Here is a 14682-nt window from a genome sequence, read left to right as displayed (position 1 = left end):
GATTGTGTGGGAAAAACTAGTAAAAGTCAATAAGGAGTGTTGACCATGACCCTGTGGCAGACAAGGGAACAATTGACCGAATTGCTATGCTCTCTGGTAGAATACCCGAGCATAACCAACAGCAACGAAGAAATCGCCATCATTGAATACTTATATTATATTTTAGAGGATCGGAATTATTATCAAAACAAGCCCGATCACCTGAAACTGCATCCCTTGGATGACGGACGTCAACTGTTGACTGCACTTGTGAAAAAGGACGAGGCCGCAGATACGATCGTGTTGATCGCCCACGTCGATGTCGTTGGGATCGAGGATTACGGATCGTATCAGAACCTGGCTTTTTATCCGAGAGAATTGACGCAGGAGTTCCTTAAGAACATCGACGACCTGCCGAAGGAAGCAGCGCGGGATTTAAAGACCGGAAACTGGCTCTTCGGCCGGGGAGCCATGGATATGAAAGCGGGACTTACGGTTCACCTGTCCCTGTTGGAAAAAGCGATGGCGGGTGAATTTGACGGTAATCTGCTGCTTGTTGCTGTGCCGGATGAAGAGGTGAACTCCGAAGGGATGCTTGCCGCTCTCCCGGCACTTGCCGAGATAAAAGAAAAAGAGAACTTGAACTTTAAAGCCGCTTTGAACGGCGAGCCTATGTTCAGCAAGTACCCAGGGGACCCTGCCTATTATCTTTATACAGGATCGATCGGCAAGACGCTCCCGGGCTTTCTATGCTACGGGAAAGAAACGCACGTCGGTGAGCCCTTCGGCGGTTTGAACGCAAACTTGATGATGAGTTATCTCGCCCAGGAGCTGGAGTTGAATGAAGCATTCATCGAGAATGTCGGTGGAGAGCGCACGCCGCCTCCTATCAGTTTGATGCAGCGGGACTTAAAGCATGAATATTCCGTGCAAACACCACAGGCAGCCGTTACGATGTACAACGTGCTCTATATGAAGCAGACGATTCAGGAGCTGAATGAGAAGCTGCTTCAGGCCGCCCAGCGGGCCCGGGCGAAAATTATCCATCACTATCATCATCAAGCCTCCTTTTATTTAAAAGGAACGCAAACCTCTTCCTTCCAGCCTGATATTACGATTCTGACTTATGATCAGCTGTATAAGGAAGCCGTCAAACGTTTTGGAAAGGCGGAAGTCGACCGTCGCCAGAACCGGTTAGTGAACTTAAGGGATCAGGGAGACAGGGACTTTTCCACAACACTCGTGCAGAGCCTTGCATCCATATGTAAAGATATCAGTCCGATGATCGTCCTTTTCTACAGTCCGCCGTTCTATCCGTCTGTATCGTCTCATGACGATCCTTACATTCAACATGCGGCGAAGACAGCGATGGATTATGCCAGGGAGCATTATGGAGAAGAGTTGGAGATGGTCGAATATTTCACGGGGTTATCGGATTTAAGTTTCATAGGACCAGCTTCGACGGCAAGTTCGCTTCAGGACCTTACGAAACAGATGCCGATTCACGGCAATGGATTTGAATGGCCGGCAGAGGCGATGGAAATGATCACGATGCCGATCCTTAATGTTGGTCCGCTCGGCAGGGATCCGCACCAATGGACGGAGCGGCTGGAATTGAGCTACAGCTTTGAAAAACTTCCGGTGATTCTGACTCATACGATCCATGAACTTTTTCGAACGCAGGAATAGTAGATAGAGGTAATAAAAAAGCGCCGGAGATTATTCTCCGGCGCTTTCTTCCTGTGGTTTATCCATTATAATAGATGCCGGCACCCGGGCCGATTTCCGCGCCTGGAATGAACATCCAGATCAGCAGCATGACGATCCAAATGATGGAGAAAGCAATCGAATAAGGAAGCATGGTGGATATCAATGTTCCGATTCCCACCTTCTTATCGTATTTCTGTGCAAAAGCGATGACGATTGCAAAATACGGCATCAACGGAGAGATGATGTTTGTCGTTGAATCAGCAATTCGGTAGGCCAATGTCGTGAGCTCAGGGGAATACCCGAGGTTCATCATTAACGGAACGAAGACAGGAGCCATGATCGCCCATTTGGCAGAAGAACTTCCGATAAACAAGTTGATGAACCCTGCTACGAAAATGAAGGCAATGATTAAACCGATTCCTGTGAATCCGATAGAATCCAGGAATTCTGCACCGCTTACGGCGATGACTTTCCCAAGATTGGTGTGGTTGAAATATGCGACGAACTGACCGGCTGTGAAAGCGAGTACGATATACATCCCCATCGAAGCCATCGTATCGGACATCTGGTTGGCAACGTCTTTGTCGTTCTTGATTTCTTTCGTAATCCGTCCATAAACATAACCAGGTACGATGAACATGATCAAAATGACAGGTACAAGGCTTTGGAAGAACGGAGAGGCAAGAAAGTCATCAGGATCACGAAGCGGCCCCCAGGATGGTAAGACGAGCAGGGACAAAAGTCCGATCGTTACGATGAAAGCGATGAGGGCACCGAGCATTCCTTTTTTCTCGATAGGAGTGACATATTGAGCCTCGTCCTCGCCTATGTCTCCTTTATACGTTCCTAACCTCGGTTCGACGATCTTGTCCGTTACGATTGTTCCGATTATTGTCAGGACGAATACGGAAGCGATCATGAAGTAGTAGTTCATCGTATAAAGAATGGTGTCTGCGTATTCAGGATCGATCGTAGCTGCCGCCTGAATAGTAAGGTCACCGAGCAGTGGATCAAGGGATGTCAAGAGCAGGTTGGCGCTGAACCCGGCAGATACACCGGCGAACGCAGCTGCCAGTCCTGCAAGGGGATGGCGTCCAAGACCTGCGAACAATACGGCTCCAAGCGGTGTCAAAACGACATACCCGGCGTCCGCTGCCATGCTCGACATGATTCCTCCAAAAACGAGAGCAGCCGTCATCAAAGACCGCGGTACCGATGTGACGAGACCACGAAGCATGGCACTTATAAGTCCGGACCGTTCCGCGATACCGATTCCAAGCATCGTGACAAGGACGGTTCCGAGCGGAGCGAAACCTACAAAGTTCTCCACCATGCTGTCAAATATATATTGAATTCCATCGCCTGACAGCAGGTTGACGACTTGAAGCGTTTCTCCTGTTGCCGGATCTTCCACTTCCACGTTCATGGAAGAGAAGATCCACGAAGCGATGATGACTAACAATGCAAAAATTGCGAACAATGTGACAGGGTGAGGGAGTTTGTTGCCGATCCGCTCGATTCCGTCAAGCATCCGCATCGTAAGCCCTTTCTTTTCTGTTTGGTCCATTTTTTTCCTCCTACTTTTTACTGTGGTATTATTTATTTACGATAACGCGTTAAAGTATATAAAATAATTATTTGTATTTGAAGGCATTTGGAAAAAGTGCCACTAGAAAAAACATTTTGAGTTCAAGAAGTATTACGAATTGTTACACAAGGGAAAAATATACATAAACATGCTACAATAGAAATGAATGATGATTCAGTTAGGAGGGGTTTGATATGCGTACGTTAAAAGATACCATTTCACAAATCACTTTACCTACGCCTTATGCGGTCGGTGATGTACACATATATTTATTGAAAGGAGACCGCTTGTCACTCGTAGATGCGGGTGTGAAAACGGAAGAGGCCTGGACGGTTTTGAAAGAGCGGCTCAAAGAGTTGGGATATGCACCGGAGGATATCGAGCAGGTCATCCTCACCCATCACCACCCGGACCATATGGGGCTCATCGAGCGCTTTCCGAAACTCGACTCCATTATAGCACACCCTAAACTTAAGCCTTGGCTGGAGCGTGAGGAAGAATACTTGCAGCGTTATGAGAGGTTTTTCAAAGCTATGTATATAGAATCCGGCGTTCCGGAGAGGTTTTTACCGATGCTTAAAGGGCTGCGTAAATCCTTGAAATGGTCCGCCCGCGGCACGTTAACCGGCACTCTGCAGGAGGGGGATACGCTTCCTGGTCATGACAATTGGAAGGCATTAGAGACACCGGGGCATGCCCAGAGTCATCTTTCTTTCTTACGGGAAGCAGACGGGGCGTTCATCGGCGGCGATCTTCTTTTGTCTCACATTTCCTCCAACCCTCTGCTTGAGCCGGGTTTCTGTGACGGGGATCCACGTCCTCGTCCACTTCTGCAGTACAGGGAATCGTTGGAGCGACTGCTTGATCTTCCTATTACTTCCATTTACCCGGGGCATGGGAAGATCTTTGACGGTCACGTCCCTTTGATCAAAGAGAGGCTGGAAAAGCAGGAGAAACGAGCACGAAAGGTGAAAGAAATGGTAAGGGAAGTTCCGCTTACGGCATATGAAGTGTGTGAACGGCTGTTTCCGAAACAGGTGGAATCCCAGCTCGGGCTTACGATGTCGGAGAGTATTGGCCAGCTCGATTATTTGGAGCATCATGGAGACGTCAAGACACAGGTAACAGAAGGACGAAAACGATATGTAGTGGAGGAATGATCTTGTGAATGAACTTGTAAAAGGAAAGAAAGTGCTGATAACCGGAGCTTCCAGCGGCATCGGCCAATACATAGCGATCCATACGGCCATGCAGGGGGGCGTACCAATTCTTGTCGCCCGGTCAACCGACAAACTTCGGATCATTGCTGAGAAGATTGAGGAATCTTTCTCTATCGAATGCCCGTGGTATACGGCAGATTTATCGATGGATGCCGAGTGGAAAGATGTCATCGACCAGATCTGCTATGACCATGGATCGATCGATGCACTGGTAAACAATGCAGGGATGGCCGTTTTCGATCTGGTGGAACAGGCGAAGTGGAAGGATATTGAACGGATGGTTGCGGTAAATGTGACTTCCTTGTTCCGTTCTACCCATCAGCTGCTGCCTCATTTCCTTCAAAAAGGGGAGGGGCATATCGTCAACATCGCTTCCCAGGCCGGGAAAATGGCGACACCGAAATCGTCGGTCTACGCAGCGACAAAGCATGCTGTGCTTGGCTTTACGAATGCGCTGCGCATGGAGGTGGAACCGAAGGGAGTGTTCGTCACTTCCGTCAATCTTGGACCTGTCCAGACCAACTTCTTCGAACAGGCGGATCCGGCGGGTACCTACCAGAAGGCGGTCGAACAAATGATGCTTGACCCCAACCATGTCGCTAGAACCGTCGTCGACCACTTGTTTACCAAATGCCGGGAAATCAATATGCCTGCCTGGATGAATGCAGGAAGCAAACTCTATGCACTGTCACCGGGAACGATTGAGAAAGTGATGAAAAAGCAGTTTGAGAAGAAATAATGGCTTCCTCTCTTCCGTTTGCAGCGGAGGGGCGGGAGCTTTTTTCTTGTTATTCCATTCGTTCGTTTCAGAAGCTGAAGAAGGATAAAATAAAGGATTTATTAAATCGGGTGCGTGTACCGGATTCGTGTCTACAATGAAAGTGTCAGGAAGGGGAACAGAATGGCTGCTATTTTATTGGTAGAAGATGACAAAGAAATTGCGAGAATTGTAAAGGACCATTTCACACGGCAGGGGATGGAGGTGACATGGGCTTCGACTGGACAGGAGGGATGGGAGGATTTTCACGATAAGGCGTATGATTTGATACTGGTCGATTTGATGCTTCCGGAAATGGACGGATACAGCCTTTGCAGAAACATCCGTCTGAAAAGCGATCTGCCGATTGTAATCATCAGTGCCAGGCAGGAAGAAGAATCGAAAATCAAAGGCCTCGACCTCGGTGCGGATGATTATGTTACCAAACCCTTCAGTCTGATGGAACTTACAGCCAGAGTCCAGTCCCATTTGCGCAGGTATGACCGCTACAGAAACCCGGAACAGGAACTGTCACGGGAGTGTTTGTACTCCGGTGAGCTTGCAGTGGATGTGGAGAAGAGGACGGTGAAAGTGGCAGGGAAGGAAGTTATGCTGACGGCTAAGGAGTTCGCGATGCTCCGGTTGTTCATTCAACATCCGCTTCGTACCTTCACCAAAGCGGAACTGTACGAACACATCTGGGGAGAGGTGGAGCTTAATGGTAATAACACGATCAATGTCCATATCAAGAGTCTTCGAAATAAGCTCGGGGAAAATGTCAAAGAACCGATATGGATCGAGACCGTCTGGGGAACCGGCTATCGTTTTATCGGGGAAGTCCTCTCATGAAAATAAGGACATGGCTGATGATTACGTATCTGCTCGTCATGATCCTCCCGCTCGCCGGCGCGTATGGCTTTTTTCTCTGGGTGCAGGAATGGAACCATGAGAAAAGGGTGGCGGATACGTTTGAGTTAACAGAGCGTATCCATGAACTGGAAGCATCATTACAGTCCGTGGACTGGTATGAGCGCAGACCACGCGAAGAATTTAATCGAGAATGGGAAGCGGTGACGAATGATTCCGACGTAGCCGTTAAGCTGTTTCGATCGGATGGGTTGATGGTCTATAATTCTGAATCCAATGATTTACGGATCGAGCCCCGTCAATCGCTGCTGCAGGGTCTTTATCACTATGACTTATCTTTTCAGTCCCTTTCCGTAAAAAAGCCGGTATTCGTTGACGGGGAGATAAAAGGGATCTATGACATCCGGATCGACCGTTCGGAATGGGTGGAAGGGGTGAAGAACAGGCGCATCGGTATTCTTGCATTATCCGGGGTTTTATTTCTACTCATTTACTCCGGGGTGCTTTGGATGCTGCACCGCAAGTGGAACCTTCCCTTAAAGCGTTTAATTTCTGGTATGGACCGCTTTGCAGATTACCAGACGACGGTGCGTTTCCCGGATAAGAAGAAGGATGAGCTCGGCCAGTTAATGACTCATTTCGAAAGCATGCAGGAGCAGGTGGAAGCGGCCAACAGAGAAACCGTCCGGGAGCAGGAAGAAAAGCAGCTCATGATGGCTTCTTTCTCCCACGATATTAAGACGCCCCTGACATCTTTACAGACCTATGCGGAGGCTCTGCAGGGAGAAGGGTTGACGGAACAGGAAAGGAAAGAATACCTGCAGATCCTCGCAGGTAAATCCAATCACTTGAAAGGTCTGATTGAGGATTTGACGACATTCGCCAAGTTTCAGTCCAGCAGCTATGAGATGGAGCGGCCTGAAGTGGATGCAGAAGAATTCTTTGATATGTTGTTTGAGGGCTACGATGAGATGGCCCGTGCCCGAGGAGTCCTGTTTCTAAAAGAAGAGAGAATCGAAGGAACGGTGCGGATGAGCGCCAGGGAAATGATTCGTTACCTCGATAATCTTATGAGCAATGCCCTGCGCTATACGCCGGAGGGAAAAACCATTTTTGCCGCCGTCCTTGGCGAAAAGGAGCCGCTGCCCGGGTGGGTTTTCCCGGAGGCAGCAGAAGAGATGTTCCAGGAAAGAAAGGGCCGAGCGCTCTTGCTTGTACAGAATGAAGGGCCGGCGATTGCGGAACAGCAGCTGGAATCGGTACTCAAGCCATTTTATCAAGGAGAAGCTTCCCGGACGTCGGATGACGGCAAACAATCGGGGCTTGGATTAAGCATCGCCCATATGATTGCTGAAAGCCATGAAGGAGAGATGAAGCTTTGGTCCGTGCCCGGGCGCGGGATGATCATTGCTATGTTGTTCAATCAAGTACATGAAGGAGAGGGTTAAACGTGAGGAAGTGGTTAATTGGAGTCATTACAGCAGGTGTGTGTCTCGTATCGGCTTGCTCCGCTGAGTCGGGCGGAGCGTACTCGCCGGATCAGATTGTAGCAAATGCGGTCGAAAAAGAAGATCAGTTGGATCGCTATTATATGAAAATGGAGATGGATGTCCAAAAAGGAGACGATACCATTGACCGCTCTACAATGGAACAGTGGTCGGATGTTGCTAATAATCGGATCAAGGTCATCGCAGATACGGAGGGTGGTGCTGTCCAGTCGTTGAATGATGGGAAGACAACTATGTTTTATTCGGAAGAGCAGGGAGAAGCATTCACCATAGACAGTCCCGGGACAGAACAAATGCTTTCCGGGGAGTCTCAACGGGAGCAGCTGCAGCAAATGCTTCAAGAGACAAGGAAAACCCATGACGTCGAGCTCATTGGGGAGGAAGAAGTGAACGGATTTGGAACGTACCATATCAAAGCCGTGCCGAAAGAGGACGGGGGATTCCGCGGGAACGAGGAGTATTGGATTTCCGATAAGCATTGGATCATTATCAAAATGGTCGCCCATAGTGAGGATCTTAAGACGGAATATACGGTGACGGAATTGGATGTGGACCCTTCCTTCGACGACCGTACCTTTACGATGGACCTTCCTCAGGGTGTCGAGGTGAAAGAGATGGATGATCTCGGTTTAACGGAGGAGACGTCTCTTGAAGAGGCAGAGGAAATCTACGGTCAGCCTGTTTTGAAGGTCAAGGATGAGGCCTATGAATTAACAGCTGTTGATCGTTTCTCCAGCAAAGAGCTAAAGCGTACCGAGGTGAATCAATCCTATAGCAAAGATGGATACGGGCAGTTCACACTGACTTCTTTTGAAGCTCCGGAAGACAACCTTTCTGCCGGTTTCAGCGGGGAAGAAATAGTGGAAGTCCGAGGGACGAAGGGCGTCTTTACGGAAGATGTCATTACAAACCTCCTTTGGGAAGAAGGTGGACTTCGGTATTCGCTCCTTGTGGAAGACCCGGAGCTGACAAAGGAAGAAATATTTGCCATTGCCGAGGCGTTGGAATGACGGTCGAGGAAAGGATGGAGAGTAAATATGGGGATGATTGCTATCGCATCTATCTGGATATGGGCAGCAGCAATAAAAGAGCTGCTCAAACCTTCGGACAGGCAGGGTCACCGTAAAATCATCATTCTTACAGCTGTAGGTACTTTATCTGCTGCGGTCCTCACGGTTTCGCTTCTCTAAGCAGGTATATGATTGTAAGGAGCAGTATCGGTACGATTGATGGCAGGAGGTTGAATCGATGGGAGTTGTTCATTGGTACGATTGGATTATTCCGACAAGTCCATTTGCTTCGTTTCTTTTCGGCATGCTCTTCACCGCCGCCACCGCCGGGTTAGCCTGGTGGGAAACGAGGAGCAAGCGGGTGATGCTGCTCGTATTTTCAGTGGGGGCGGTCGTCACATGCGTCGGGGTGCTTTTGCTTAAGTGGATCGGTCACTATGGCTGAAGGGATAGATAAGAAGACGATAACGGGATTTTGTGCGGCGTCCCTTTTCAGTCTTCTTTCTGTTTTATCTGCAGTCCTTTCCAGTGAGTATTTTGTCTTTTACCTTGTGCTTGCTCAAATCGCAGCGTTTTTGAGCGTGGCCCGGGCAGAAAAGGTACATAGAAGCCGGGAAAAGTAATGGTTTCTCATAAAGGTCCCCCTTATCCTTCTGCAGGAAAGGGGACTTTTTCTTTTTTGTCAGTTTTCCTCTAACAGTAATTGCCACTTGCAAATGCGAACATATATTCGCATAATAGTATGTAGAGGAAAAGGAGGAGCAGGTATGAAAAATCCGAACATCGATTACGGTAGTTATCCAGACCGGGGGATCCTCTGTGTCGATATGAAGAGTTTCTATGCCAGCTGCGCGGCTGTCGCGCGGGGACTCGACCCGCTGATATGTCCGCTCGCGGTCGTTGCAGATATGGAGCGCAGGGGAAGTGTCGTTCTGGCGGCGACGCCCGCTATGAAGGAGAAGTACGGCATCCGAACAGGCAGCCGCCTGTTCGAAATTCCCTCCGTTCCGGAAATCGTCATCGTCTCCGCTCAAATGAAAACCTATTTAGAGATTTCCACGCAAGTGACGGATTTGTTCCATAAATTCGTGCCGAAAGAGAAGATCCACACCTACAGCGTCGATGAAAGCTTTCTTGAAGTGGGGAACGGAGAAGGGAGATTCAGCAATCCGGAAGAAACTGCCCAAATGATTATAGATGAGCTGAAGGAAACGTTCCATCTGGATGCAGCGATCGGCATCGGTCCGAACATGCTGCTTGCGAAGCTGTGCCTGGATCTGGAAGCGAAGAAAAAGGGTGTTGCCCGTTGGACGTATGACAACTTCAGAGAGAAGCTGTGGCCGGTGGCACCATTGTCCGAGATGTGGGGGATCGGTCCTCGTCTGGAACGGCGGCTCAACCGGATGGGGATCTGGTCTGTCGGCCAGCTGGCGAAGTTTCCGTTGGAACAGCTGGAGAAAGCGTTCGGGGTCATGGGCAATCAATTTTTTTACCATGCAAACGGTGTCGATCTGTCCGATCCCGGGGCACCGATCATCCAGGGGCAGGTCAGCTACGGGAAGAGTCAGATTCTCTTGAGGGATTATCATAAGCCCGAGGATGTTAAGTACGTCATCTTGGAGATGTGCGAGGAAGTCGCCCGTCGCGCCCGGCGGAAAGGGCATGCGGGACGAACGATTTCCCTCGGTATCGGCTACAGCAAAACGGAAGGCGGGTCCGGTTTCCACCGGTCGGTTTCCGTCGAGCATCCGACGAGTATTACGATGGACCTTTACCGGGCATGTCTCGTCTTGTTCAGCCGCTATTATAACGGCGAGGTCGTACGTAAGATTTCCATTTCTCTTGGGAATATAACGGAAGACTCGGACATCCAGCTTGATTTGTTCCAGCACGCCCGGGACAGGAAAAGGGATCTTGGGTATGTAATGGATGAAATAAGGGAGCGGTACGGTCAGGATATGCTGCTGCGGGCCGTGTCATGGACCGATGCGGGCACGGCCCGCCATCGGAGCCGGCTTGTCGGAGGTCACTATGCAGAATAGAGAAACAGAACGATTGCACGAACGTCCCGGATTTTTTAAAATAGAGGAACAGGAGGGATGAAAGATGAAATTAAGGATAACAGACGAAGCAATGGAACAACTGAAGCGGATGGAAGAAACGGAGCGTCCGATTATTCGGCTGTTTTATGATACCGAAGGCTGCGGCTGCGGTGTGAACGGGCTTCCTATGATCCGCTTTGATGATAAACGGTACGATACGGATAAAGAAGTGGAAAATGAAGCGTATCCTGTCGTCATCGACGACCAGCAGTCTGTCTTTTTCAAGCAGGAAATGAAGCTGGATTTTGCCAAGGGAACGTTCCGCCTGTCCAGCCCGGACGGTATCCTAAATCCGATCATCCCGATTAAAACGGTCAAAGGAGCTGCGGTATGAGCAAGAAGAAACAAACGAGTGGAACACTTGCGGATCAGCTTGGTGCCGATGTTTGGACGAAGCTGGAGTCTAAAAAGGCCGAGCTGAAAAAGCAGGAGGAGATCCGTGAAGCGAAAGAGAAGGAACGCCGGATCGCTGAACGGAAACAAAGAGAAGCGAACAAAAGCTTTGAAGAGCTGCTCAACGAGAGTGACATGGATTGGAAGAAATTTAAAAAATGAGTCCCCATCCCGGGGGCTTTTTTCATTGGAAGGAGATCGATGAACCGTAGTCAGAAAAGCGGGAATTCCCGGACTTCGACGGAAACGATTGACCCACAGCCCCTTCGTTGTTATGATTCTCGTTATAAATTGATACATGAAGTACCTTGTATAAGTTCAGGAATATGGCCTGAGCGTTTCTACCAGCTACCGGAAATAGCTTGTCTACAGGGAAGAGTGAATGTTGATTCCTTTTTCCTATGGATGAGCACTGGTGCTGGGACCGGTGCTTTTTTTGTTGCATTATAGGAGGGTACATCATGAGAAACTTCTTTCAGTTCCAGGACCGTGGTACGAACTACCGCAAAGAAACCATGGCTGGAATTACAACGTTTCTGTCCATGGCTTATATTCTGGTCGTTAATCCGACCATATTGAGCCAGGCAGGTATGGATAAAGGGGCGCTGTTTACGGCGACTGCCCTGTCAGCCATCGTAGGTTCACTGTTGATCGGACTGCTGGCGAATTTCCCGGTAGGAATCGCTCCGAGTATGGGGTTGAACTCTTTCTTTACTTTTTCTGTTGTTATCGGAATGGGGATTGACTGGGAAATCGCATTGACAGGGGTATTCGTAGCCAGTGTCATTTTCGTTATTTTGAGTCTTTTTAAGATCCGTGAGAAAATTATAAACGTTATTCCCAAGGATTTAAAGCATGCTATTGCCGGAGGAATCGGCTTCTTCATCGCATTTATAGGTTTGAAGAACGCCGGCATCATCGTCGGGGCGGAATCGACGATTGTTTCGATCGGTCAGTTCACAACACCTACAACAGCCCTTGCTGCCTTCGGGTTCATCATTACGCTAATGCTGATGGTCCGTGGTGTGCGTGGAGGCATCTTCTACGGGATCGTCATCACGAGTATCGTCGGGATGCTTGCGGGACTGGTTGCTGTTCCGGATTCAATTGTCGGACAGGTGCCCAGTCTTGAGCCTACGTTCGGTGTCGCGTTTGAAAACCTCGGGAATATTTGGACGCCTGAAATTCTTGCTGTCATCTTCACGTTCCTGTTCGTGGCGTTCTTTGATACCGCTGGTGCCCTTATTGCCGTGGCGAGCCAGGCGGGAATTATGAAGGATAACCAAATTCCCAATGCCGGTCGTGCGCTTCTCGCCGACTCCACTTCTGGTGTTGCGGGAGCGGTCTTCGGTACTTCCACGACGGCGTCCTTCGTCGAGTCATCAGCAGGCGTTGCAGTCGGTGGACGGACCGGTTTCACCAGTGTCGTCATATCCGTCTGTTTCTTCATTGCTTTATTCTTTTCCCCGCTTCTCGGCGTCATCACGCCGGAAGTCACAGCTCCGGCTCTCATCATTGTCGGGGCATTGATGGCGACAGAAGTGAAGGAAATCAACTGGGATCGATTTGAAATCTTTGTCCCTGCCTTCGTGACGATCATTATGATGCCGCTCACGTCCAGTGTGGCGACAGGGATTGCGCTCGGGTTTATTCTTTACCCGTTTGCTATGATTGCGAACAGAAATTGGAGACAAGTCCATCCGATTATGTACGTTCTCGCTTTTCTGTTTCTGCTTTATTTTATATTTTTATAATAGGGACAGCCCTCGGAGTAGAACTCCGGGGGTTTTTTTGATTTAAATTAGGAGACAATTCGGATAATTGAAACGATGATCAGCCGTCACCCGTATAGAAAAGAAAAGGGGGATGCGTGCGATGCGTTTTCTTTACAGTAACAGAGAAACCTGGATCAAGAAATCGAACCAGTCTTTTTTGGAAATCGGTGGCGTCATGCTGACCGTAGTTTTTTCATTATACGTACACGACAGGGTGGAACCATTCTATATGCTTGCGAGTGGATTTCTTTTTGTGCTGGGAATCGCTAAATTCATTTACTACAGAAAGATGCCGGAACGGGTATATGTCTCCCTTGGGAAAGACCACTTGAAGATCCGGGCTAATTGGATCGACAGGAATATCTCTGTTCCCTTTGAAGAGATTACAAGGATGCAGCTGGTTGACGGAGAAATTCTCGTGCTACAAACAGGAAAAGACAGAGAAGAAGAAGAAATATATTTAGAGAATATGAAAAAAGAGGATAGGGAAACGCTGCTTAGAGAGCTTGACGGATTGTCTGGAAAGCGTGTATCGATGTCATTCTTACATACAAATGAGGAAGAGGGGGAAGAACGTGGAGCATGTAACAGAACATAACAGCAAAGCATGGGACAAGAAGGTTGAGGAAGGAGTCCGCTACACAGCATCGGTTTCCTCTCTTACTGTGGAAGAAGCGAAGGCAGGCGTCTGGTCGATCGGGGTAACGGCAGATAAGCAAATACCGAGAAACTGGTTCCCACCTTCCATGGAGGGGCGGAAGGTTCTTTGTTTAGCTTCAGGGGGAGGGCAGCAGGGCCCGGTACTTGCAGCCGCAGGAGCAGACGTCACGGTTTTCGATCTGTCGGAGAAGCAGCTGGAGCAGGATCGTAAAGTTGCAAAAGCCGAATCGCTCTCTTTGCAAACAGTGAAAGGGGATATGACAAATCTGTCCTGTTTCCGTGATGAAACGTTCGATTTGATCATCCATCCCGTGTCTAATGTATTTATTCCTGACATTCGTCCCGTTTGGGGGGAAGCCTCCCGCGTACTGAAAGAAAAAGGGGTGCTTATCTCCGGGTTTATGAATCCAGTGCTATATCTGTTCGATGAGGAAAAAGAAGCGGCAGGCAAGTTGGAAGTGGTACATAAGATTCCATATTCTCCGCTGGAGGAAGAAGTACGAGAAGGCGAAGCGCTCGAATTCGGCCATACGCTGGAGGACCAGCTCCAGGGACAGATGGATGCCGGCTTCGTAATCACGGATATGTATGAAGACAACTTCGGGGACGGGAGGCTGGTCGATTCTTACATCAAGACGATGATGGCGACAAGGGCAGTGAATGTTAGGCTTTAGGTGCCGAGCGCTTCGTTAAGGTTGTATAGAAGAGGAGGGTGATTTTTTGAAGGGCAGGATGCGGGTGGGAACCATTTATTTACCAGTTTGTGATGTGAAGAGAGCGAAGGATTGGTATGAAGAGAAGGTGGGCATCCGCAGTCATTTTGTGGATAGAGATAAAGCGATCTTCGACTTTGCCAATTTGAGCTTCTTTCTTGTACGTTCTCCATCGGGGCAGACGTCTGATTTTATTGACGCGGAAGGAGTTGTGCGTCCGTCTCTTACGCTGGAAGTGGATGGGGTCACAGAGTTGGAGGAATTTCGAACCCGTTTAATCGCCGCGGGCGTTTCGGTTGGGGAGTTGGAAGACAGGGGGCACCCGGGCAGAAATTTTATCTTCTTCGATTTGGACGGTAACAGGATTGATGTATGGAGTGGGAGTGGAGAGTATAAGTGA

The 14682-nt window shown here is 49.0% G+C and carries 17 protein-coding genes and 1 riboswitch; of the genes, 16 read left to right on the top strand and 1 reads right to left on the bottom strand.

Annotation, left to right across the window (positions count from 1 at the left end):
• The first annotated feature begins 45 nt into the window (after nucleotides 1-45).
• Complete coding sequence (locus QRD89_RS11280; RefSeq protein WP_008639268.1) at nucleotides 46-1668, top strand: M20/M25/M40 family metallo-hydrolase; 1623 nt, start codon at nucleotides 46-48, stop codon at nucleotides 1666-1668.
• A 58-nt stretch (nucleotides 1669-1726) separates the two neighbouring features.
• Here the strand turns inward: QRD89_RS11280 and QRD89_RS11275 are convergent, their stop codons facing one another.
• A complete protein-coding gene (locus QRD89_RS11275; RefSeq protein WP_008639270.1) occupies nucleotides 1727-3256 on the bottom strand; it encodes an AbgT family transporter in 1530 nt (509 codons plus the stop codon).
• A gap of 215 nt (nucleotides 3257-3471) precedes the next feature.
• On the opposite strand from QRD89_RS11275, the gene QRD89_RS11270 reads away from it, so the two are divergent.
• The 15 genes from QRD89_RS11270 to QRD89_RS11200 all read left to right on the top strand — a co-directional run bounded on the left by QRD89_RS11270 (nucleotide 3472) and on the right by QRD89_RS11200 (nucleotide 14682).
• Nucleotides 3472-4437, top strand: coding sequence for an MBL fold metallo-hydrolase (locus tag QRD89_RS11270; protein ID WP_286095287.1), 966 nt, complete (start codon nucleotides 3472-3474; stop codon nucleotides 4435-4437).
• A gap of 4 nt (nucleotides 4438-4441) precedes the next feature.
• Nucleotides 4442-5236: an SDR family NAD(P)-dependent oxidoreductase gene (locus tag QRD89_RS11265; protein ID WP_008639274.1), complete on the top strand. Its 795-nt coding sequence runs from the start codon at nucleotides 4442-4444 to the stop codon at nucleotides 5234-5236.
• Between the two features lie 162 nt (nucleotides 5237-5398).
• On the top strand, nucleotides 5399-6103 hold the full coding sequence (locus tag QRD89_RS11260) for a response regulator transcription factor (protein ID WP_008639276.1): 705 nt from the start codon (nucleotides 5399-5401) through the stop codon (nucleotides 6101-6103).
• A complete protein-coding gene (locus QRD89_RS11255) occupies nucleotides 6100-7569 on the top strand; it encodes a sensor histidine kinase (RefSeq protein ID WP_008639278.1) in 1470 nt (489 codons plus the stop codon). The genes QRD89_RS11260 and QRD89_RS11255 overlap by 4 nt, the downstream gene beginning before the upstream one ends.
• 2 nt (nucleotides 7570-7571) lie before the next feature.
• Nucleotides 7572-8639: a LolA family protein gene (locus QRD89_RS11250; RefSeq protein WP_026577239.1), complete on the top strand. Its 1068-nt coding sequence runs from the start codon at nucleotides 7572-7574 to the stop codon at nucleotides 8637-8639.
• 27 nt (nucleotides 8640-8666) lie between these two features.
• The gene (locus QRD89_RS11245; protein WP_008639281.1) at nucleotides 8667-8819 is read left to right on the top strand and encodes a hypothetical protein; all 153 of its coding nucleotides are present in this window, start codon (nucleotides 8667-8669) and stop codon (nucleotides 8817-8819) included.
• A gap of 58 nt (nucleotides 8820-8877) precedes the next feature.
• Nucleotides 8878-9084 carry a hypothetical protein gene (locus tag QRD89_RS11240; RefSeq protein WP_008639283.1) on the top strand — a complete coding sequence of 69 codons (207 nt, stop codon included), beginning with the start codon at nucleotides 8878-8880 and terminating at the stop codon, nucleotides 9082-9084.
• Nucleotides 9077-9262 carry a hypothetical protein gene (locus QRD89_RS11235; RefSeq protein WP_008639285.1) on the top strand — a complete coding sequence of 62 codons (186 nt, stop codon included), beginning with the start codon at nucleotides 9077-9079 and terminating at the stop codon, nucleotides 9260-9262. Before QRD89_RS11240 ends, QRD89_RS11235 begins: the two co-directional genes overlap by 8 nt.
• 144 nt (nucleotides 9263-9406) lie before the next feature.
• Complete coding sequence (locus QRD89_RS11230; RefSeq protein ID WP_286095286.1) at nucleotides 9407-10681, top strand: Y-family DNA polymerase; 1275 nt, start codon at nucleotides 9407-9409, stop codon at nucleotides 10679-10681.
• A gap of 64 nt (nucleotides 10682-10745) precedes the next feature.
• Entirely contained in the window at nucleotides 10746-11075 is a 330-nt protein-coding gene (locus QRD89_RS11225) for an iron-sulfur cluster biosynthesis family protein (RefSeq protein WP_008639289.1), read from the top strand.
• Nucleotides 11072-11296, top strand: a complete 225-nt coding sequence (locus tag QRD89_RS11220) for a YqkE family protein (protein WP_008639291.1) — start codon at nucleotides 11072-11074, stop codon at nucleotides 11294-11296. Before QRD89_RS11225 ends, QRD89_RS11220 begins: the two co-directional genes overlap by 4 nt.
• Before the next feature lie 126 nt (nucleotides 11297-11422).
• Nucleotides 11423-11523: riboswitch (purine riboswitch) on the top strand.
• A 72-nt stretch (nucleotides 11524-11595) separates the two neighbouring features.
• Complete coding sequence (locus QRD89_RS11215) at nucleotides 11596-12888, top strand: NCS2 family permease (RefSeq protein ID WP_026577243.1); 1293 nt, start codon at nucleotides 11596-11598, stop codon at nucleotides 12886-12888.
• Between the two features lie 121 nt (nucleotides 12889-13009).
• Complete coding sequence (locus tag QRD89_RS11210; RefSeq protein WP_008639294.1) at nucleotides 13010-13507, top strand: hypothetical protein; 498 nt, start codon at nucleotides 13010-13012, stop codon at nucleotides 13505-13507.
• On the top strand, nucleotides 13464-14243 hold the full coding sequence (locus QRD89_RS11205; RefSeq protein WP_035387979.1) for a class I SAM-dependent methyltransferase: 780 nt from the start codon (nucleotides 13464-13466) through the stop codon (nucleotides 14241-14243). Before QRD89_RS11210 ends, QRD89_RS11205 begins: the two co-directional genes overlap by 44 nt.
• Before the next feature lie 46 nt (nucleotides 14244-14289).
• Nucleotides 14290-14682 (top strand): VOC family protein, encoded by a 393-nt coding sequence (locus tag QRD89_RS11200; protein ID WP_286095285.1) that lies wholly within the window; start codon nucleotides 14290-14292, stop codon nucleotides 14680-14682.

This window comes from Halobacillus sp. ACCC02827 (genome assembly GCF_030291935.1).
Classification (GTDB): Bacteria; Bacillota; Bacilli; order Bacillales; family Halobacillaceae; genus Halobacillus.
Note: the sequence above shows the minus strand (reverse complement) of the source record. Positions and strands in the feature narration are given on the sequence as shown.